This window comes from Serratia sp. DFXYC6, from assembly GCF_057196085.1.
Window position 1 is genome coordinate 268,402 of sequence record NZ_JBXUNV010000005.1, and the last position, 18,217, is coordinate 286,618.

General features: G+C 61.5%; 17 protein-coding genes. 14 read left to right on the plus strand and 3 right to left on the minus strand.

Going from position 1 to position 18,217, the window contains the following annotated elements:
- Nucleotides 1–7 precede the first annotated feature (7 nt).
- From AC2CGQ_RS22275 to AC2CGQ_RS22305, 7 genes are all read left to right on the plus strand, one after another.
- On the plus strand, nucleotides 8–1,195 hold the full coding sequence (locus AC2CGQ_RS22275) for an aminotransferase-like domain-containing protein (RefSeq protein WP_099982196.1): 1,188 nt from the start codon (nucleotides 8–10) through the stop codon (nucleotides 1,193–1,195).
- A 187-nt stretch (nucleotides 1,196–1,382) separates the two neighbouring features.
- Nucleotides 1,383–2,702, plus strand: coding sequence for a sn-glycerol-3-phosphate ABC transporter substrate-binding protein UgpB (ugpB, locus tag AC2CGQ_RS22280; protein WP_004934396.1), 1,320 nt, complete (start codon nucleotides 1,383–1,385; stop codon nucleotides 2,700–2,702).
- A 78-nt stretch (nucleotides 2,703–2,780) separates the two neighbouring features.
- Nucleotides 2,781–3,668: a sn-glycerol-3-phosphate ABC transporter permease UgpA gene (gene ugpA / locus AC2CGQ_RS22285; protein WP_015376293.1), complete on the plus strand. Its 888-nt coding sequence runs from the start codon at nucleotides 2,781–2,783 to the stop codon at nucleotides 3,666–3,668.
- The gene (ugpE, locus tag AC2CGQ_RS22290) at nucleotides 3,665–4,510 is read left to right on the plus strand and encodes a sn-glycerol-3-phosphate ABC transporter permease UgpE (protein WP_019455301.1); all 846 of its coding nucleotides are present in this window, start codon (nucleotides 3,665–3,667) and stop codon (nucleotides 4,508–4,510) included. Before ugpA ends, ugpE begins: the two co-directional genes overlap by 4 nt.
- A 5-nt stretch (nucleotides 4,511–4,515) precedes the next feature.
- On the plus strand, nucleotides 4,516–5,586 hold the full coding sequence (locus AC2CGQ_RS22295) for a sn-glycerol-3-phosphate import ATP-binding protein UgpC (RefSeq protein WP_043137521.1): 1,071 nt from the start codon (nucleotides 4,516–4,518) through the stop codon (nucleotides 5,584–5,586).
- Nucleotides 5,586–6,323 carry a glycerophosphodiester phosphodiesterase gene (gene ugpQ, locus AC2CGQ_RS22300; RefSeq protein ID WP_004934408.1) on the plus strand — a complete coding sequence of 246 codons (738 nt, stop codon included), beginning with the start codon at nucleotides 5,586–5,588 and terminating at the stop codon, nucleotides 6,321–6,323. Before AC2CGQ_RS22295 ends, ugpQ begins: the two co-directional genes overlap by 1 nt.
- Nucleotides 6,324–6,383: 60 nt before the next feature.
- Nucleotides 6,384–7,340 carry an AEC family transporter gene (locus AC2CGQ_RS22305; RefSeq protein WP_015376296.1) on the plus strand — a complete coding sequence of 319 codons (957 nt, stop codon included), beginning with the start codon at nucleotides 6,384–6,386 and terminating at the stop codon, nucleotides 7,338–7,340.
- Here the strand turns inward: AC2CGQ_RS22305 and AC2CGQ_RS22310 are convergent.
- Entirely contained in the window at nucleotides 7,321–7,650 is a 330-nt protein-coding gene (locus AC2CGQ_RS22310) for a hypothetical protein (protein WP_016929457.1), read from the minus strand. The genes AC2CGQ_RS22305 and AC2CGQ_RS22310 overlap by 20 nt on opposite strands.
- A 151-nt stretch (nucleotides 7,651–7,801) precedes the next feature.
- On the opposite strand from AC2CGQ_RS22310, the gene AC2CGQ_RS22315 reads away from it, so the two are divergent.
- Nucleotides 7,802–8,662: a carboxylate/amino acid/amine transporter gene (locus tag AC2CGQ_RS22315; RefSeq protein WP_484593889.1), complete on the plus strand. Its 861-nt coding sequence runs from the start codon at nucleotides 7,802–7,804 to the stop codon at nucleotides 8,660–8,662.
- Between the two features lie 16 nt (nucleotides 8,663–8,678).
- Here AC2CGQ_RS22315 and metR read toward each other — a convergent pair whose 3' ends face one another.
- Nucleotides 8,679–9,623 (minus strand): HTH-type transcriptional regulator MetR, encoded by a 945-nt coding sequence (metR, locus tag AC2CGQ_RS22320; RefSeq protein WP_015376299.1) that lies wholly within the window; start codon nucleotides 9,621–9,623, stop codon nucleotides 8,679–8,681.
- Between the two features lie 90 nt (nucleotides 9,624–9,713).
- Between metR and metE the strand changes: the two genes are divergently transcribed.
- Complete coding sequence (metE, locus tag AC2CGQ_RS22325; RefSeq protein WP_174242154.1) at nucleotides 9,714–12,002, plus strand: 5-methyltetrahydropteroyltriglutamate--homocysteine S-methyltransferase; 2,289 nt, start codon at nucleotides 9,714–9,716, stop codon at nucleotides 12,000–12,002.
- A gap of 86 nt (nucleotides 12,003–12,088) precedes the next feature.
- On the opposite strand, the gene AC2CGQ_RS22330 is transcribed toward metE, so the two are convergent.
- Nucleotides 12,089–12,916, minus strand: a complete 828-nt coding sequence (locus AC2CGQ_RS22330; protein WP_015376301.1) for a dienelactone hydrolase family protein — start codon at nucleotides 12,914–12,916, stop codon at nucleotides 12,089–12,091.
- Nucleotides 12,917–13,409: 493 nt separating this feature from the next.
- Between AC2CGQ_RS22330 and udp the strand changes: the two genes are divergently transcribed.
- From udp to ubiE, 5 genes are all read left to right on the plus strand, one after another.
- Nucleotides 13,410–14,171, plus strand: a complete 762-nt coding sequence (gene udp, locus AC2CGQ_RS22335) for a uridine phosphorylase (RefSeq protein WP_004934432.1) — start codon at nucleotides 13,410–13,412, stop codon at nucleotides 14,169–14,171.
- Nucleotides 14,172–14,300: 129 nt separating this feature from the next.
- Nucleotides 14,301–15,083: a tyrosine-protein phosphatase gene (locus AC2CGQ_RS22340; protein WP_484593890.1), complete on the plus strand. Its 783-nt coding sequence runs from the start codon at nucleotides 14,301–14,303 to the stop codon at nucleotides 15,081–15,083.
- Between the two features lie 79 nt (nucleotides 15,084–15,162).
- Complete coding sequence (locus AC2CGQ_RS22345) at nucleotides 15,163–15,693, plus strand: DedA family protein (RefSeq protein ID WP_004934438.1); 531 nt, start codon at nucleotides 15,163–15,165, stop codon at nucleotides 15,691–15,693.
- Nucleotides 15,694–15,833: 140 nt separating this feature from the next.
- Nucleotides 15,834–17,381 carry a DNA recombination protein RmuC gene (rmuC, locus tag AC2CGQ_RS22350; RefSeq protein ID WP_015376303.1) on the plus strand — a complete coding sequence of 516 codons (1,548 nt, stop codon included), beginning with the start codon at nucleotides 15,834–15,836 and terminating at the stop codon, nucleotides 17,379–17,381.
- 78 nt (nucleotides 17,382–17,459) lie between these two features.
- Nucleotides 17,460–18,215 (plus strand): bifunctional demethylmenaquinone methyltransferase/2-methoxy-6-polyprenyl-1,4-benzoquinol methylase UbiE, encoded by a 756-nt coding sequence (gene ubiE / locus AC2CGQ_RS22355; RefSeq protein ID WP_004934443.1) that lies wholly within the window; start codon nucleotides 17,460–17,462, stop codon nucleotides 18,213–18,215.
- The last annotated feature ends 2 nt before the right edge of the window (nucleotides 18,216–18,217 follow it).

The window sequence follows — 18,217 nt, forward strand, 5'->3', positions numbered from 1 at the left end:
AGAAGAAATGAAGACAGAAGGGTTACTCGCGCAGCGCATCGTTAACGTAAAAAGTTCGGCCATCCGTGAATTGCTTAAGCACAGCAAGATGGAACACGTCATTTCGCTGGCGGGCGGCATCCCCTCTGATGCGCTGTTCGATTTCGAAGGATTGAGCATTGCCACCCAGCAGGCGATCACCGAACAGCCGAAAAGCGCGTTCCAGTATGGCCTGACCGAGGGCAGCCCGCTGCTGCGTGAGCGCATTTGCGCGCTGTGCGCCGAGCGCGGCGTCACCGCGCGCGCGGAAGAGGTGATGGTCACCGCCGGTTCTCAGCAGGCACTGGATTTGGTGATGCGCGCCATCGTCAACCCGGGCGACGTGTTCGTGGTGGAGCGCCCGACCTACCTGGCGGCGCTGCAAACGCTGGAACTGGCGGAAGCCAACATCATGTCGGTCTCGTCCGACAGCGACGGCATGGTGGTGGAAGAGCTGGCCGAGCTGCTGAAAACCCAGCGTATCAAGGGCGTGTACGTGGTGCCGAACTTCGGCAACCCGAGCGGCATCACCCTCAGCGCCGCGCGCCGCGAACTGCTGGTGAAGCTGGCCGCCGAACATAACTTCCTGATCATCGAAGACGATCCGTACGGCGAGCTGCGTTTCACCGAAGAGCGCCACCCGACGCTGCATCAGGTGTCGCAGCGGGTGCTGGGCAATACCGACCACATCATCTATACCTCGACCTTCTCCAAGATCCTGGCACCGGGCCTGCGCCTGGGATGGGCGATCCTGCCGCCGTTCCTGCTGCATAAAGTGGCGATCATCAAACAGGCGGCGGATCTGCACGCCAGCGCCCTGTCGCAGAGCATCGTCGAATGCTACCTCGGCCTGGATCGCCTGCCGGCCCAGATCGAGAAGATCCGCGCCGCCTACAAACAGAAGGGTGAGATCCTGGCCGGTTTGGTGGAGCAGGAGCTGGGCGACTACATCACCTTCGATAAACCGAAGGGTGGCATGTTCCTATGGGCGCGTTTCCGCCAGCCGTTCAACGCCACCGAATGGCTGAACACCACGCTGCAGCAGGGCGTAGTGTTCGTGCCGGGGGAATACTTCTTCTCCGACAACCCGGATCGTTCGACCTTCCGCCTGTCGTTCGCCACTGCCACCGAGCAGCAGATGCAAGAAGCGGTGGCGCGCCTGCGCCGTTCGCTATAAGCCTCGCGGCGGCGGAGCTGATGCCCGCCGCCGACATCAAACCGCCATCTTCACTTCACCTTGCCGTCATGTGGCTGTCATCTAACGGTTATTTTTCTGTCATCCGCGCATGGCATGTTAGCTTCCGAACAAAAAACTGATTCTTTTCGCTCACGCGCTTTTACACCAGCTTTTTCAGGAGTTAGGCATGCTCACCTACGCTATTCGCAAAACCACGCTGTGCGTCGCATTGACCCTGGCGGTCAGCGCCCAGGCGCTGGCGGCGACAGAAATCCCGTTCTGGCATTCGATGGAAGGCGAACTGGGTAAAGAAGTGGACTCTCTGGCGGATCGCTTCAACCAGTCGCACAGCGACGTCAAGATTGTGCCGGTTTATAAAGGCAACTACGAACAGAGCCTGGCGGCGGGCATCGCCGCTTACCGCTCCGGCAAGGCGCCGGCGATCTTGCAGGTTTACGAAGTGGGCACCGCCACCATGATGGCCAGCAAAGCCATCAAGCCGGTCTACGAAGTGTTTAAAGAGGCCGGCATCAACTTCGACGAATCGGTGTTCGTGCCGACGGTGGCCGGCTATTACACCGACAACAAGAGCGGGCATCTGCTGTCGCAGCCGTTCAACAGCTCCACGCCGGTGCTGTACTACAACAAAGACGCCTTCAAAAAGGCCGGCCTGAACCCGGATCAACCGCCGAAAACCTGGCAGGAACTGGCGGCGGATACCGCCAAGCTGCGCGAAGCCGGCATGAAGTGCGGTTACGCCAGCGGCTGGCAGGGTTGGATCCAACTGGAGAACTTCAGCGCCTGGCACGGCGTGCCGTTTGCCAGTGAAAACAACGGTTTCGGCGGCACCAGTGCCAAGCTGGAGTTCAACCAACCGCTGCAGGTCAAGCATATCGCGCTGCTCGAAGCGATGAACAAGAAGGGTGATTTCACCTACTTCGGCCGCAAAGACGAATCCACCGAGAAGTTCTACAACGGCGATTGCGCCATCACCACCGCCTCTTCCGGTTCGCTGGCGGACATCAAGCACTACGCCAAATTCAACTACGGCGTCGGCATGATGCCGTACGACGCTGACGCGAAAAATGCGCCGCAGAACGCCATCATTGGCGGGGCCAGCCTGTGGGTGATGAACGGCAAAGACGCCGCCACCTACAAGGGCGTGGCCGAGTTCCTGCAGTACCTGGCGCAACCGGAAATCGCCGCCGAATGGCACCAGAAGACCGGCTATCTGCCGATCACCACCGCGGCTTACGATCTGACCAAGCAGCAGGGCTTCTACGACAAGAACCCGGGTGCCGACGTCGCCACTCGCCAGATGCTGAACAAGCCGCCGTTGCCGTTCACCAAGGGCCTGCGCCTGGGCAACATGCCGCAGATCCGCAGCGTGGTGGATGAGGAGCTGGAAGGCGTGTGGACCGGCAAGAAAACGCCGCAGCAGGCGTTGGACGCCGCCGTGCAGCGCGGTGACGTGCTGCTGCGTCGCTTCGAAGCATCAACCAAATAACCCTGCGTCGCGGGCCCGGCGGACCGGGCCCGCGTCTTCACGCCGATCCTTCCGTGCCCGATTAATGGTTTAACTGCTATGTCATCTTCCCGTCCCGGTTTCGGCTGCAGCTGGTTGCCCTATGCGCTGGTGCTGCCGCAGCTGCTGATTACCGCCGTCTTCTTTTTATGGCCCGCCGGCGAGGCGCTGTGGTATTCGGTGCAGAGCCTCGATCCGTTCGGCCTGTCCAGCCAGTTTGTCGGGCTGGATAACTTTAAGCAGCTGTTCCAGGATCCTTACTATCTCGACTCGTTCTACACCACGCTGATCTTCAGCTTCCTGGTGGCGGGCATCGGGCTGGCGGTCTCGCTGTTTTTCGCCGCGTTGGTGGACTACGTGCTGCGCGGCAGCCGCCTCTACCGCACGCTGATGATCCTGCCCTATGCGGTGGCGCCGGCAGTGGCGGCGGTGCTGTGGATTTTTCTGTTCAACCCCGGTCTCGGGTTGATCACCCACTTCCTCAATGGGCTGGGCTATAACTGGAACCATGCGCAAAACAGCGGCCAGGCGATGTTCCTGGTGGTGCTGGCCTCGGTATGGCAGCAGATAAGCTATAACTTCCTGTTTTTCCTCGCGGCGCTGCAGTCGATCCCGCGTTCGCTGGTGGAGGCGGCGGCCATCGACGGCGCCGGTCCGGTACGCCGCTTCTTCCATCTGGTGCTACCGCTGATCGCGCCGGTGAGCTTCTTCCTGCTGGTGGTCAATCTGGTGTACGCCTTCTTCGATACCTTCCCGGTGATCGACGCCGCCACCGGCGGCGGGCCGGTGCAGTCCACCACCACGTTGATCTACAAGATCTACCGCGAAGGCTTCGCTGGATTGGATCTCTCCAGCTCCGCCGCGCAGTCGGTGATCCTGATGCTGCTGGTGATCGGCCTGACGGTGATCCAGTTCCGCTTCGTTGAACGTAAGGTGCGCTACCAATGATTGAGAATCGACGCGGGCTGGACATCTTCAGCCATGTGATGCTGATTATCGGCGTGCTGGTGGTGCTGTTCCCGCTGTACGTGGCCTTTGTCGCCGCCACGCTGGACGACAAACAGGTGTTTCAGGTGCCGATGACGCTGGTGCCCGGCGGCCACCTGTGGGAGAACATCCGCAATATCTGGCAGGGCGGCGTGGGCAACCTCAAAGTGCCGTTCTCGTTGCTGCTGCTGAACAGCGTGATCATGGCGCTGGCGATCACCTTCGGCAAGATCGCGGTGTCGGTGCTGTCGGCTTACGCCATCGTGTACTTCCGCTTTCCGCTGCGTAGCCTGTTCTTCTGGCTGATTTTCCTCACCCTGATGCTGCCGGTGGAGGTGCGTATTTTCCCGACGGTGGAGGTGATCTCCAACCTCAACCTGCTGGACAGTTACACCGGTCTGACGCTGCCGCTGATGGCCTCGGCTACCGCCACTTTCCTGCTGCGCCAGTTCTTCATGACGCTGCCGGATGAGCTGCTGGAGGCGGCGCGCATCGACGGCGCCGGGCCGATGCGTTTCTTCTGGGACATCGTGTTGCCGCTGTCGAAAACCAATCTGGCGGCGCTGTTCGTCATCACCTTTATCTACGGCTGGAACCAATACCTGTGGCCGATCCTGATCACCAGCGACGCCTCGATGGGCACCGCGGTAGCGGGCATCAAGAGCATGATCTCCACTTCCGGCGCGCCGACCCAGTGGAACCAGGTGATGGCGGCGATGATTCTGACTTTATTGCCACCGCTGGCGGTGGTGCTTCTGATGCAGCGCTGGTTTGTGCGCGGTCTGGTTGATAGCGAGAAATAACGACGATGGCAGGATTAAAACTACAGGCGGTCACCAAGTCTTACGACGGTAAAACGCCGGTGATCAAACAGATCGATCTCGATGTGGCGGACGGTGAGTTCATCGTGATGGTCGGCCCGTCCGGCTGCGGCAAGTCCACGCTGCTGCGCATGGTGGCCGGGCTGGAACGCACCACCAGCGGCGATATTTATATCGATACCCGGCGCGTGACCGATCTGGAGCCCAAGGATCGCGGCATCGCGATGGTGTTCCAGAACTACGCGCTCTATCCGCACATGAGCGTGTACGACAACATGGCTTACGGCCTCAAGATCCGCGGTTTCGGCAAGGAGCATATCCGCCAGCGGGTGGAGGAAGCGGCGCGCATCCTGGAGCTGGAGCCGCTGCTCAAGCGTAAACCGCGCGAACTTTCCGGCGGCCAGCGCCAGCGGGTGGCGATGGGGCGCGCCATCGTGCGCGAACCGGCGGTATTCCTGTTCGATGAGCCGCTGTCCAACCTGGATGCCAAGCTGCGGGTGCAGATGCGCCTGGAGCTGCAACAGCTGCACCGCCGTCTGAAAACCACCAGCCTGTACGTGACCCACGATCAGGTGGAGGCGATGACGCTGGCGCAGCGGGTGATCGTGATGAATAAGGGCGTGGCGGAGCAGATCGGCACCCCGAGTGAAGTGTACCAACGGCCGGCTTCGCTGTTCGTCGCCGGCTTTATCGGCTCGCCGGCGATGAACCTGCTGCCCGGCACCCTGAGCGCCGACGGCGGCCAGCTGCTGTTGGCGGACGGCATGACGCTGCCGTTGCCGGCGGCCAAGCCGCAGTGGGCGGGGCGGCCGTTGACGCTGGGCATTCGGCCGGAGCATATTCAATTGGTGGCGCAAGGCCAGGGCGTGCCGCTGCAGCTGCAGACGCTGGAACTGCTGGGAGCCGACAATCTGGCGCACGGCCAGTGGGGCGGTCACGGGGTGATCGCGCGGCTGTCGCATGAAACCTTGCCGACGGCGGGCAGTACGCTATATTTGCAGCTGCCTGCTCAGGCGCTGCACTTCTTTGACACCCACAGCGGATTACGGATGGATTGATGACGAGACCCTGGCCTTACCCTCATATCGTTGCCCACCGCGGCGGCGGTTCTCTGGCGCCGGAAAATACCCTGGCGGCGATCGACGTCGGCGCGCGCCACGGCCACAAGATGATCGAGTTCGACGCCAAACTGGCGCAGGACGGACAAATTTTCCTGCTGCATGATGATACGCTGGATCGCACCAGCAACGGCTGGGGCGTGGCGGGCGAGCTGCCGTGGGATAAGCTGGTGCAGCTGGACGCCGGCAACTGGTACAGCTCGGCCTTCAAGGGCGAGCGGCTGCCGCTGCTGTCGGAGGTGGCGGAACGCTGCCGGGAACACGGCCTGATGGCCAATATCGAGATCAAACCGACCACCGGCAGCGACGACGAAACCGGCCGGGTGGTGGCGCTGGCGGCGCGGCTGCTGTGGCAAGGGCAGACCGACCCGTTGCTCTCCTCCTTCTCGGTGGAAGCGCTGGCGGCGGCGCAACGCACCGTGCCGGATTTGCCGCGCGGCTTGCTGCTGGAGGACTGGGACGACAACTGGCGCGAGCTGACCGAACGTCTGGACTGCGTCTCGCTGCATATCGACCACAAGGCGCTGACCGCCGAGCGGGTGAAAGCGTTGAAAGACGCCGGTCTGCGCATTCTGGTGTACACCGTTAACCAGCCTGATCGCGCGCGCCTGCTGCTCGACTGGGGCGTTGACTGCATTTGCACCGACCGGATAGATTTGATTGGCTCGGAGTTCTAATCCGGCGCCGATGAATCCTGCGACGACAAGCCTTGCCGCCGCACCACCGGAAGGAATGCGATGCCTGGCTTTATCCTGTCACTGTGGCACCAGATGGTGCTGTCATTACCGCTGTTCGTCCTGATCGCGTTGGGTTATGGGCTGATTCGCTGGGGGAAATGGCCCGCCAGCATCACCGATGGCCTGACGCGCTTTGTGTTTTCCCTCGCCTTGCCCGCCATGCTGTTTCGCATGATGTGCGACTTCTCGCAGCGTCCGGCGGTCGATGCCCGGCTGTTGATCGCGTTCTTCGGCAGTTGCCTGATCGTGTTCGTGCTCGGCCGCCTGGTTGCCCGGTACCTTTTCCGGCTGGATGGCGTCGCCGGGTCGGTGTTTGCGCTGGGCGGTATTTTCTCCAATAACGTGATGCTCGGTTTACCGATCGCCAGCGTGATGCTGGGGCAGGCGGCGATCCCGTCGGTGGCGCTGGTGCTGGTGTTCAACGGCCTGATCCTGTGGACGCTGGTCACGGTGTCGATCGAATGGGCGCGCAACGGCTCGCCGACGCTGGGGGGCTTTGCTAAAACCGCGCGCAGCGTGCTGACCAACCCGCTGATCGTCGGCATTTTGTCCGGCACGCTGTTTAGCCTGACCGGCCTGCCGCTGCCGGACTTCGTCGATCGGCCGGTCAGCATGCTCGGCCAGGTGGCGGCGCCGCTGTCGCTGGTGGTGCTTGGCATGGGGCTCGCCGAGTACCGCATCAGCGAAGGCTGGCAACTGAGCAGCGCCATCTGCGTGCTGAAGTTGCTGGTACAGCCGTTGGTGATTTGGCTGCTGGCCTGGATGATGGATCTGCCGCCGATGGAGACCCGCGTGGTGGTGCTGCTGGGCTCAATGGCGGTGGGGGTGAATGTCTACCTGATGTCGCGTCAGTTCAATACGCTCACCGGCCCGGCCGCCACCAGCCTGGTGATGTCCACCGTGCTGGCGGCGATCACCACGCCGCTGATCCTCACCGTTATGGGCGTGCGGGCGTAGCCGGCAGCGGGGCCTGCGGCACCGCCGGCGCGGTACGGTTGAACGGATCGCGCGGCTGGTTGCCGTTAGGCAGCAGCTGGCCGCCGTTCGGCGTGGTTTGCAACAGCTGTTGCCGTTGATTGTCGAACTGTCGCTGTTGTTGCAGGCGGCGTTGATCCATCTGCCGGTTGTTCAACAAGCGCTGTTGCTGCGCCTGTTGGCTGTTTTGGTTGAGAAGCTGCTGCTGTGAACGCAGATCGGTTACGCCGTTGGCCGCTGCAGCCAGGCCGGGCAGCAACAGCAGAGCGAACAGGATGTGAGACGTTTTCATGATGGTTACCTCGCTTTTTTATTAAGCCTAACCCAGCGGTGAAATTTTGCTGGTAGTTTGTCTTTTGTTCAAATGTAAACCGCCTTTTCGCCAACGCGGTGCCCATCTTCCGTTACAATCGCGGTTTATGAATTGCTAGGATGAACCCATCGTGCTGCTCTTGGTTATCACCACCATTCTGTGGGCGTTTTCTTTTAGCCTGATCGGCGAGTATTTGGCGGGTCAGGTCGACAGCGGGTTTTCGGCGCTGGTGCGCATCGGGCTGGCGGCGCTGGTGTTCCTGCCGTTCCTGCGCTGGCGCAATATCAAGCCCAGGGTGATCCTGCTGTATATGCTGGTGGGCGCCTTCCAACTGGGCATCATGTATCTGTTCAGCTTCCGCGCCTATCTCTACCTGACGGTACCCGAATTCCTGCTGTTCACCGTGTTGACGCCGCTGTACATCACGCTGATCTACGACTTACTGAGCGGCCGATGTTTACGCTGGGGCTATGTGTTCAGCGCGCTGCTGGCGGTGCTGGGCGCGGCGATCATTCGCTATCACCAACTGAGCGAACACTTCTGGTGGGGGCTGCTGTTGGTGCAGGCGGCGAACATCAGCTTCGCCATCGGCATGGTCGGCTATAAGCGCCTGATGGAAGTGCACCCCTTGCCGCAGCACACCGCCTTTTCCTGGTTCTACCTGGGGGCGGCGGTGGTGGCGGTGGTGGCCTGGTTCCTGTGGGGCAATCCGCAGCAGCTGCCGACGACCAATCTGCAGTGGGGCGTGCTGATCTGGCTGGGCGTGGTGGCGTCGGGGCTGGGCTATTTCATGTGGAACTACGGCGCGACGCAGGTGGATGCCGGCACGCTCGGCATCATGAACAACATGCATGTGCCGGCCGGCTTGTTGGTCAACCTTGCCATCTGGCAGCAACAGCCGCACTGGCCGAGCTTTATCATCGGCGGGGCGGTGATCGTCGCTTCGCTGTGGGTGCACCGCCGCTGGGTGGCGCCGAAACAGCTCGGCTAAACGGGAGGGCGACAGTTTATACGCCGGCCGCCAACGCTTTGGCGCCGGTCGCGCCGGGGCGTGCCGCGTCGCGCACGAACGGCAGATGATCGCAGGCGTGCTGGCGGGCCGAGCGGATAAAGGCTTCGGTCACCGCCTGGCGCTGTTCGCCGTCGCGCACGGCGGCGTACAGGCGGCTCCACAGGCCGTCACCCAGGGTTTTGGTCACCACCAGCCCCTGCCGTTCGAAACTCTCCACCACCCAGTGCGGCAGCGCCGCAATCCCCATCCGCGCCGACACCATCTGGATCAGCAGCAGCGTGTTATCGACGTTCTTCAATGCCGGGTTGACGCCCGCCGGCTGCAGGAAATGCCGCCAGATATCCAGCCGCTGGCGCTGCACCGGGTAAATCAACAGCGTTTCATCGCTCAAGTCTGCCGGCTCGATGTGCGGCTTGCCGGCCAGCGGATGATCCGGCGCCAGCACCAGACGCACCTCGAAATCGAACATCGGCGAATAGTGCAGGCCGCTGCGCGGCAGAATATCCGACGTCATCACCAGATCCAGCTCGCCCTGTTGCAGGGCCGGCTGCGGATCGAAAGTCACGCCGGAGGTGAAGTCCATCACCACCTGCGGGAAACGCTGGCGGAAATTGTCCAGTGCCGGCGTCAGCCACTGAATGCAGCTGTGGCATTCGATGGCGATGCGCAGCGTGGTCTGGTGCGGCTCGTGGCAGGCCTGCAGCGCCTGTGAGATTTGCGGCAGCACCTGTTCCGCCAGCTGCAGCAAGATCTCGCCCTGGGCGGTGAAGCGCAGCGGCTGGCTCTTGCGCACGAACAGCTTGAAGCCCAGACGTTGCTCAAGATCGCTGAACTGGTGCGACAGGGCAGACTGCGTCTGATGAAGTTGGGCCGCCGCCCCCGCCAGCGAACCGCTGCTGCGCAGGGCCTGCAGCGTCCGTAAATGTTTCAGTTCGATCATGAGAGTCCTTCACATTGACAGTGAATAAATTGCGCTTGTGGTTAATACAGTACCTGCTGATTATGGATGTGTAAACATCTGGACGGCTAAATGGGGAATAAGACGATGGCAATTTTGAATCACACACTGGGTTTTCCTCGCGTTGGGCTACGACGTGAGCTAAAAAAAGCTCAGGAAAGCTACTGGGCCGGCAACTCAACGCAGGAAGAGCTGTTGGCGGTTGGCCGCGAGCTGCGCGCTCGCCATTGGCAACAGCAACAGCAGGCCGGGGTGGATTTGGTGCCGGTCGGCGATTTCGCCTGGTACGATCATGTGTTGACCACCAGCCTGCTGCTGGGTAACGTGCCGGCGCGCCATCAGAATGCGGATGGCTCGATCGATCTGGACACGCTGTTCCGCATCGGCCGTGGCCGCGCACCGACCGGCGAGCCGGCGGCCGCGGCAGAAATGACCAAATGGTTCAACACCAACTACCACTACATGGTGCCCGAGTTCCAACAAGGCCAGCAGTTCAAGCTGGGCTGGACCCAACTGCTGGATGAAGTGGACGAAGCGCTGGCGCTTGGTCACCGCATCAAACCGGTGCTGCTGGGCCCGGTGACCTATCTGTGGCTGGGTAAAGTGAAGGGCGAGCCGTTCGATCGCCTGTCGCTGCTGAAAGACATTCTGCCGGTTTACCAGCAGGTGCTGGCCGAGCTGGCGAAACGCGGCGTCGAGTGGGTGCAAATTGACGAGCCTGCGCTGGTGCTGGAGCTGCCGCAGGCCTGGCTGGACGCCTTTAAACCAGCTTACGACGCGCTGCAGGGGCAGGTTAAGCTGTTGTTGACCACGTATTTCGACAGCGTCGGCCACAACCTCGATACGGTTCGCACGCTGCCGGTGCAGGGGCTGCACGTCGATCTGGTCGCCGGTCACGACGATATCGCCGCGCTGAGCGCCGCATTGCCGCAAGACTGGCTGCTGTCGCTGGGCGTGATCAACGGCCGCAACGTTTGGCGCGCCGATCTGAGCCGCTGGTTCGAACGTCTTCAGCCGCTGGTGGGCACCCGCCCGTTGTGGATTGGCTCCTCCTGTTCACTGCTGCACAGCCCGATCGACCTGAGCGTGGAAAGCCGTCTGGATGAAGAAGTGAAAAGCTGGTTCGCCTTCGCTCTACAAAAATGCGCCGAGTTGGCGCTGCTGGCTGCGGCGCTGAACGCGCCTGACGCGGCGAAGCAAGCCGAACTGGACGCCTACAGCGCACCGATCCGCGCCCGCCGTCAGTCGAGCCGTGTACACAATGCGCAGGTTGAGCGCCGTCTGGCCGCGATCACTGCGCAGGACAGCGAGCGCCACAGCGCTTACGCCGAGCGCGCCAGGGCGCAGCGCGAACGTTTCAACCTGCCGGCCTGGCCGACCACCACCATCGGTTCGTTCCCGCAAACCACCGAGATCCGCGGCCTGCGCCTGGATTTCAAACAGGGCCGTTTGGACGGCAACAACTACCGCACCAGCATTGGAGAGCACATCAAACAGGCGATCGTTGAGCAGGAGCGCCTCGGGCTGGACGTGCTGGTGCACGGTGAAGCCGAGCGCAACGACATGGTGGAATATTTCGGCGAGAACCTCGACGGCTTCGTGTTTACCCAGAATGGCTGGGTGCAGAGCTACGGCTCCCGCTGCGTGAAGCCGCCGGTGATCATCGGTGACGTCAGCCGCCCGGAAGCCATCACCGTCGAATGGGCCAAATTCGCCCAGTCGCTGACCGACAAGCCGGTAAAAGGCATGTTGACCGGGCCGGTCACCATCCTGTGCTGGTCGTTCCCGCGTGAAGACGTGACCCGCGAAGTGATTGCCAAGCAGATTGCGCTGGCGCTGCGCGACGAGGTGGAAGATCTGGAAAAAGCCGGTATCGGCATCATTCAGATCGACGAACCCGCCCTGCGCGAGGGGCTGCCGCTGCGCCAATCCGACTGGGCCGCCTACCTGAACTGGGCGGTGGACGCCTTCAAATTGAACGCCGCCGTGGCGCAGGATGACACCCAGATCCACACCCACATGTGTTACTGCGAGTTCAACGACATCATGGACTCCATCGCCGCGCTGGACGCCGACGTGATCACCATCGAGACCTCGCGTTCCGATATGGATCTGCTGGAAGCCTTCAAAGAGTTCGAATACCCGAACGAAATCGGGCCGGGCGTCTACGATATCCACTCGCCGAACGTGCCGAGCGTGGAATGGATCGAAGCGCTGCTGCGTAAAGCGGCGCAGAACATCCCGGCGGAACGCCTGTGGGTTAACCCGGACTGCGGCCTGAAAACCCGCGGTTGGCCGGAAACCCGGCAGTCGCTGGCCAACATGGTATTGGCGGCGCAGCGCCTGCGCGAGCAGGCGTGATGGCGTGCGGCGGATGAGCTCCGCCGCTTACAGATTGACTGGTGTGATGATTGGGCGCTTCGGCGCCCTTTTTTATGCGGGGGAGGTTACTTGACGCCGTGCTGGGCGAACCACGCCAGCATGCGCTGCCAGCCGTCTTGCGCCGCTTCGGCGTTGTAGCTGGGACGATAATCGGCGTTGAACGCATGCCCGACCTCGGGGTACACCACGATTTCGGCCTCGGCGTTGGCGGCGCGTATCGCCTGGCGCATGGTTTCCACCGTCTCCAGCGGAATGCCGCTGTCCTGCCCGCCATACAGCCCCAGTACCGGCGCCGACAGGTGGGTGGCGACATCGACCGGATGCTTCGGTGAATTCAGCGTTTTCTCGCCGACCAGTTTGCCGTACCAGGCGACCGCCGCCTTCAACTGCGGGTTGTGCGCTGCGTACAGCCAGGTAATGCGACCGCCCCAGCAGAAGCCGGTGATCGCCAGCTTGCCGGCGTCGCCGCCGTGGCGGATAGCCCAGTGCGCGGCGTGATCCAGATCCGACAGCACCTGACGATCCGGCACCCTGGTCACCAACTGCTGGAACAGCTCGCCGATATCGCTGTAGTCGTTGGCATCGCCCTGGCGAAAATAGAGCTCAGGCGCGATCGCCAGATAGCCCTGCTTGGCCAGGCGACGGCAAAGATCCTGAATGTGCTCATGGACGCCGAAGATTTCCTGCACCACCAGCACGATGGGAAAGGGGCCGTTATGGTCGGCGGGTTTGGCGACGTAGGCCGGCAGCGCGTCGCCCTGAGAAGGGATGGTCGTTTGCCCGGCATGAATGCCCTGTTCGTCGGTGATAATCGCGGAGGCGGCCAACGGCGCGGCGGCCGGGGCGAATCCCCCCTGAGCCTGTTCTAATGTCATCACATGTTCGGTTTTCATTGCGGTCTCCGTGCAATAGAAAAAAGCGCTGAGATTAACTATAGGAAAGATTACCCATTATTGGCGCTGCGTGGCGCACTTTCGGACAAGTCGATAAAAAACGGCTAATTATCTGGCTTTGCGGCATTTTTAAGCGCTTTTTATCATGTTATTACGCGTTTTGGCCCGCGTAAGTGCCATAAGGTGCGTTAGAGGGCTTTTTTGCCCCTAAGCAACCGATAAGATGGAGTTATTTCGGATTGATGAGCTAAATAGTTTCAGCCGGCAACCAACGGGCAGGGAGCTGCAAGGTTTGTCGGCTAGACTGAGGTTTAGCGGTGCATTCTGGATGCCTTATAGTGATAGTGATTTTTTGTGATAAAAATCACAAAAAATATGTAGCATGTAATTTGTTTCTCTTTTCATAGTGACTGTCGTCACGAAATTAAGCGGCGATTTTCAGTAGAGTGCTTTTTTGTTCCTCCCAATAAACATGATCCATGAGGAGTCTCGTATGTCTCAGTCTGACGTTTTTCATCTCGGCCTCACCAAGAACGATTTACAAGGGGCCCAGCTTGCCATCGTGCCGGGCGATCCGCAGCGCGTAGAGAAGATTGCCAAGCTGATGGAAAATCCGGTGCATCTGGCCTCCCATCGTGAATTCACCACCTGGCGCGCAGAGCTGGACGGCAAGGCGGTGATCGTCTGCTCCACCGGTATTGGCGGCCCGTCTACCTCTATCGCGGTGGAAGAGCTGGCGCAGCTGGGCATTCGCACCTTCCTGCGCATCGGCACCACCGGCGCCATTCAGGCCAATATCAACGTCGGTGACGTGCTGGTGACTACGGCGGCGGTACGCCTCGACGGCGCCAGCCTGCACTTTGCGCCGATGGAGTTCCCGGCGGTTGCGGACTTCGCCTGCACCACCGCGCTGGTGGAAGCGGCCAAAGCCAGCGGCGCGACCACCCACATTGGCGTAACCGCTTCTTCCGATACTTTCTACCCGGGCCAGGAACGTTACGACACCTACTCCGGCCGCGTGGTCAGCCGTTTTAAAGGCTCGATGGAAGAGTGGCAGGCGATGGGCGTGATGAACTATGAAATGGAGTCCGCCACGCTGCTGACCATGTGCGCCAGCCAGGGCCTGCGTGCCGGCATGGTGGCTGGGGTGATCGTTAACCGCACCCAGCAAGAGATCCCGAACGCCGAGACCATGAAAAACACCGAAAGCAAAGCGGTGCAGATCGTGGTGGATGCCGCCCGCCGTCTGCTGTAATCGCCTCCCCTGAACGGGCCGCCGCCGCGGCCCGTTTTTCCATTCGCGACTAATCTGTTACGGTGATACTCCTCAGCGCTGCGCCGATGGCCGCCGCGCGTTGTCATAACAAAAACAACGAGGACGTTTATGACCGCCCAGATCCTGCTTCATCCTTCGCTTGCGCCGCTCGACGGCGGCATTAATTTCCGTGACTTCGGCGGCAACGGCGTGGCCGACGGGCGCCGCATCAAGCGCGGCCTGCTGTTTCGTTCCGGTTCCCTCGAGCGGCTGACGGAAAACGACTGCGCCTTTCTCGCCGGCGTGCCGGTGCGTTCGGTGCTGGACTACCGCGATGCCGACGAAGTGCAGGCCAAACCGGATATTCTGTGGAATGGCGCCGACTATCATCACGTGCCGGCCAACCCGCTGAGCAGCGAAGTCAACGCCAACCTGGAGAAGCTCACCAACGAAACGCTGGCCGCTTTCGACGCCCGCGCGTTCATGCTGGAACTGTATCGCCGCCTGCCGTTCGGCAATGTGGCCTATCAGCGGTTGGCGCAGCTGCTGAGCAACCCCGGCGGCGGCGCGATCGTGCAGCACTGCGCAGTCGGCAAGGATCGCACCGGGGTCGGTTCGGCACTGGTGCTGTTCGCGCTGGGGGCCGACGAAGCGACGGTGCTGGAAGACTATCTGCTGACTGAAACCACGCTGGTCACTTTCCGCGAGCAGATGCTGGATCAGCTCTCTATCAAGCTGAATGCGGCGGCGCTGGAGCAATTCGCCTACGTGCTCAGCGCGCGCGAGGAGTTCCTGATGACGGCGCTGGGCTGCATCCGTCAGCAATACGGCTCCACCGACCGCTGGCTGGAAGCGGAATACGGTCTGGGCGCGGCCCAGCGCGAAGCGCTGCAGGCGTTCTACCTCGAGTAAATCGCTGCGTGTTTAACCGGGGTTTAACTCGCCCCGGCTTATCCTAGGCGGCGAACCATCGCGTATCAGGAGCCCCGTATTGAGCCTCAATGACGTTATCAACTGGGTCAGCGACGTCGTGCGTCAGCACGAAGGCTGGGCCATTCCCATCATCTTCTTCCTGGCGTTCGGCGAGTCGCTGGCGTTTTTGTCGCTGCTGCTGCCGGCCACGGTGATCCTGCTGGCGCTGGGCGCGCTGATCGGCGAAAGCGGCATCGCCTTTTGGCCGATTTGGGCCGCCGCCGCCGCCGGGGCGTTTTTCGGCGACTGGCTCTCTTACTGGATCGGCTATCACTATCAGGATCGCGTGGCCCATATGTGGCCGCTGTCGCGCAATCCGCAGCTGCTGGCGCGCGGCCACGCCTTCTTTGAACGCTGGGGCGTGCTGGGCATTTTCATCGGCCGCTTCTTCGGCCCGCTGCGCGCCGTGGTGCCGTTGGTGGGCGGCATTTGCGGCATGCCGCAGCGCTATTTCCAACTGGCCAACGTCACGTCGGCGATGATCTGGGCGTTCGGCATTCTGGCGCCGGGGGCGTTCGGCATCAAGTGGCTCAGCCAGTGGCTGGGTTGATTTCTCGCTAAATTGCGCAGCGCCGCGCAATATTGTGCGCGGCCGGCAAAATCAGGCTGGACATCCATACAGCCTCCCCTTAACGTGACGGGCAATGGGCGTGCAAAACGCCGCAACGGCAAGGTGCAACAGGAGGCAGGGTGGATACCAGTCTGATTTATGGGATTGGCGGCGTAGCGATCGGCATGCTGTTGGGGTGGCTGATCGCCAGTCTGCGGGTGCAGCAGACGCATGCGCAACATGAAACCGAGCTGCGGTTGCTGGAGCAAGCGTTGCAGCAGGCGCAGCAGGAAACGGCGGCGCGGCAGGAAACGCTGCAGCGCCACGAACAGCAGTCGCGCCAGAGCGAGCTGGAGCTGCGCAATCTGCACAGCCAACTGGCGGCCGGACATGAGAAGCTGCAACAGCTCAACCATTGGCGCAACGAATGCGAACTGCTCAATCAGGAGCTGCGCGCCCAGCGCGAGGTTAACAGCGCGCAGGAAGCCGAACTGCGCGAAGTCACCATCCGTCTGGAAGAGACGCGTATGGCAGCGGAGGAGAAGCAGCGCCTGCTTATCAACAGCGAACAGCGGCTCACCACCCAGTTTGAAAATCTCGCCAACCGCATTTTTGAACACAGCGGCCGCAAGGTGGACGAGCAAAATAAGCAAAGTTTGGATCGTTTACTGTTGCCGCTGCGCGAACAGCTGGACGGTTTCCGCCGGCAGGTGCAGGACAGCTTTGGCCAGGAGGCGCGGGAGCGCCATACGCTGACGCACGAGATACGCAATCTGCAGCAGTTGAACGCGCAGATGGCGCGCGAGGCGATCAACCTCACCAAGGCGCTGAAAGGCGACAACAAAACGCAGGGCAACTGGGGCGAGGTGGTGCTGAGCCGGGTGCTGGAGGCTTCCGGCCTGCGCGAAGGACATGAGTATGAAACGCAGGTCAACGTGCGGGTGGATCATCAGAGCCGCATGCAGCCCGATGTGATCGTGCGCCTGCCGCAGGGTAAGGATGTAGTGATTGACGCCAAGATGTCGCTGATCGCCTACGAGCGCTATTTCAACGGCGAGGATGAGGCGGAGCGCGAAGCGGCGCTGAGCGAACATATCGCCTCGCTGCGCGGCCACATCCGCATGCTGGGCCGCAAGGACTATCAGCAGTTGCCGGGGCTGCGTTCGCTGGATTATGTGCTGATGTTCATTCCGGTCGAGCCCGCCTTCCTGCTGGCTATCGATCGCGAGCCGGAGCTGATCAGCGAAGCGCTTAAGCACAACATCATGCTGGTCAGCCCGACCACGTTGCTGGTGGCGCTGCGTACCATCACCAACCTGTGGCGCTATGAGCATCAGAGCCAGAACGCCCAGCGCATCGCCGATCGCGCGGCGAAACTGTATGACAAGATGCGGCTGTTCGTGGACGATATGTCCGCGCTGGGGCAGAGCCTGGACAAGGCGCAGGGCAGTTATCGTCAGGCGATGAACAAACTGAGCGAAGGCCGTGGTAATCTTATCGGCCAAATTGAAGGTTTCCGCGCGTTGGGGGTTGAGGTCAAACGGCCGATAAACCCGCTGCTGGCGCAGCAAGCCGGCGCGCAACACGATGAAGCGGAAGAGGCGAACGACGATGATGTCGCCGCGCTGCCGCAGACGAACGACGATGACGATACCGCCGGGGAACCGGGCTTCGTTTCGCACGGCTGAGGCCGTGGCGAGGTGGGGTATTCACCGGGCTTCTGGTACACTCATCCACACAAAATTGACTGAATAGCAGGCAGGACAATGGCAGATCAATCGCAGGAAACCACCGATTTCGGTTTTCGCACCGTCGCTAGAGACGAAAAACAGGCCATGGTGGCGGACGTTTTCCATTCGGTAGCGGCAAAGTATGACGTGATGAACGACCTGATGTCGTTCGGTATTCACCGTATCTGGAAGCGTTTCACCATTGACTGCAGCGGCGTGCGCCGCGGGCAGCGCGTGCTGGATCTGGCCGGCGGTACCGGCGACCTGGCCGCCAAGTTCTCCCGCATGGTGGGCGAGCAGGGGCAGGTGGTGCTGGCGGACATCAACGATTCGATGCTCAAGATGGGGCGCGAGAAGCTGCGCGATCGCGGCATCGTCGGCAACATCAATTACGTGCAGGCCAACGCCGAAGCGCTGCCGTTCCCGGACAATTACTTCGATTGCATCACCATCTCCTTTGGCCTGCGTAACGTCACTGACAAAGACAAAGCGCTGCGCTCGATGTTCCGCGTGCTGAAGCCGGGCGGCCGTCTGCTGGTGCTGGAATTCTCCAAGCCGCTGCTGGCGCCGCTGAGCAAAGCCTATGACGCCTACTCTTTCCACGTGCTGCCGAAGATCGGCGAGCTGGTGGTGAAAGATCCGGACAGCTACCGCTACCTGGCGGAATCGATCCGCATGCACCCCGATCAGGAAACCCTGAAGGGCATGATGGGCAACGCCGGTTTTGAAAACGTCACCTATTTCAACCTGACCGGTGGTATTGTCGCCCTGCATCGCGGCTTCAAGTTCTGAGA

Coding starts and splice junctions, on each gene's coding strand:
- AC2CGQ_RS22330 (WP_015376301.1), bottom strand. CDS start 12,916: ATGAAAACCGAACATGTGATGACATTAGAACAGGCTCAGGGGGGATTC.
- ugpA (WP_015376293.1), top strand. CDS start 2,781: ATGTCATCTTCCCGTCCCGGTTTCGGCTGCAGCTGGTTGCCCTATGCG.
- ugpE (WP_019455301.1), top strand. CDS start 3,665: ATGATTGAGAATCGACGCGGGCTGGACATCTTCAGCCATGTGATGCTG.
- ubiE (WP_004934443.1), top strand. CDS start 17,460: ATGGCAGATCAATCGCAGGAAACCACCGATTTCGGTTTTCGCACCGTC.
- metR (WP_015376299.1), bottom strand. CDS start 9,623: ATGATCGAACTGAAACATTTACGGACGCTGCAGGCCCTGCGCAGCAGC.
- AC2CGQ_RS22295 (WP_043137521.1), top strand. CDS start 4,516: ATGGCAGGATTAAAACTACAGGCGGTCACCAAGTCTTACGACGGTAAA.
- metE (WP_174242154.1), top strand. CDS start 9,714: ATGGGGAATAAGACGATGGCAATTTTGAATCACACACTGGGTTTTCCT.
- udp (WP_004934432.1), top strand. CDS start 13,410: ATGTCTCAGTCTGACGTTTTTCATCTCGGCCTCACCAAGAACGATTTA.
- AC2CGQ_RS22305 (WP_015376296.1), top strand. CDS start 6,384: ATGCCTGGCTTTATCCTGTCACTGTGGCACCAGATGGTGCTGTCATTA.
- AC2CGQ_RS22310 (WP_016929457.1), bottom strand. CDS start 7,650: ATGAAAACGTCTCACATCCTGTTCGCTCTGCTGTTGCTGCCCGGCCTG.
- AC2CGQ_RS22340 (WP_484593890.1), top strand. CDS start 14,301: ATGACCGCCCAGATCCTGCTTCATCCTTCGCTTGCGCCGCTCGACGGC.
- ugpQ (WP_004934408.1), top strand. CDS start 5,586: ATGACGAGACCCTGGCCTTACCCTCATATCGTTGCCCACCGCGGCGGC.
- ugpB (WP_004934396.1), top strand. CDS start 1,383: ATGCTCACCTACGCTATTCGCAAAACCACGCTGTGCGTCGCATTGACC.
- AC2CGQ_RS22275 (WP_099982196.1), top strand. CDS start 8: ATGAAGACAGAAGGGTTACTCGCGCAGCGCATCGTTAACGTAAAAAGT.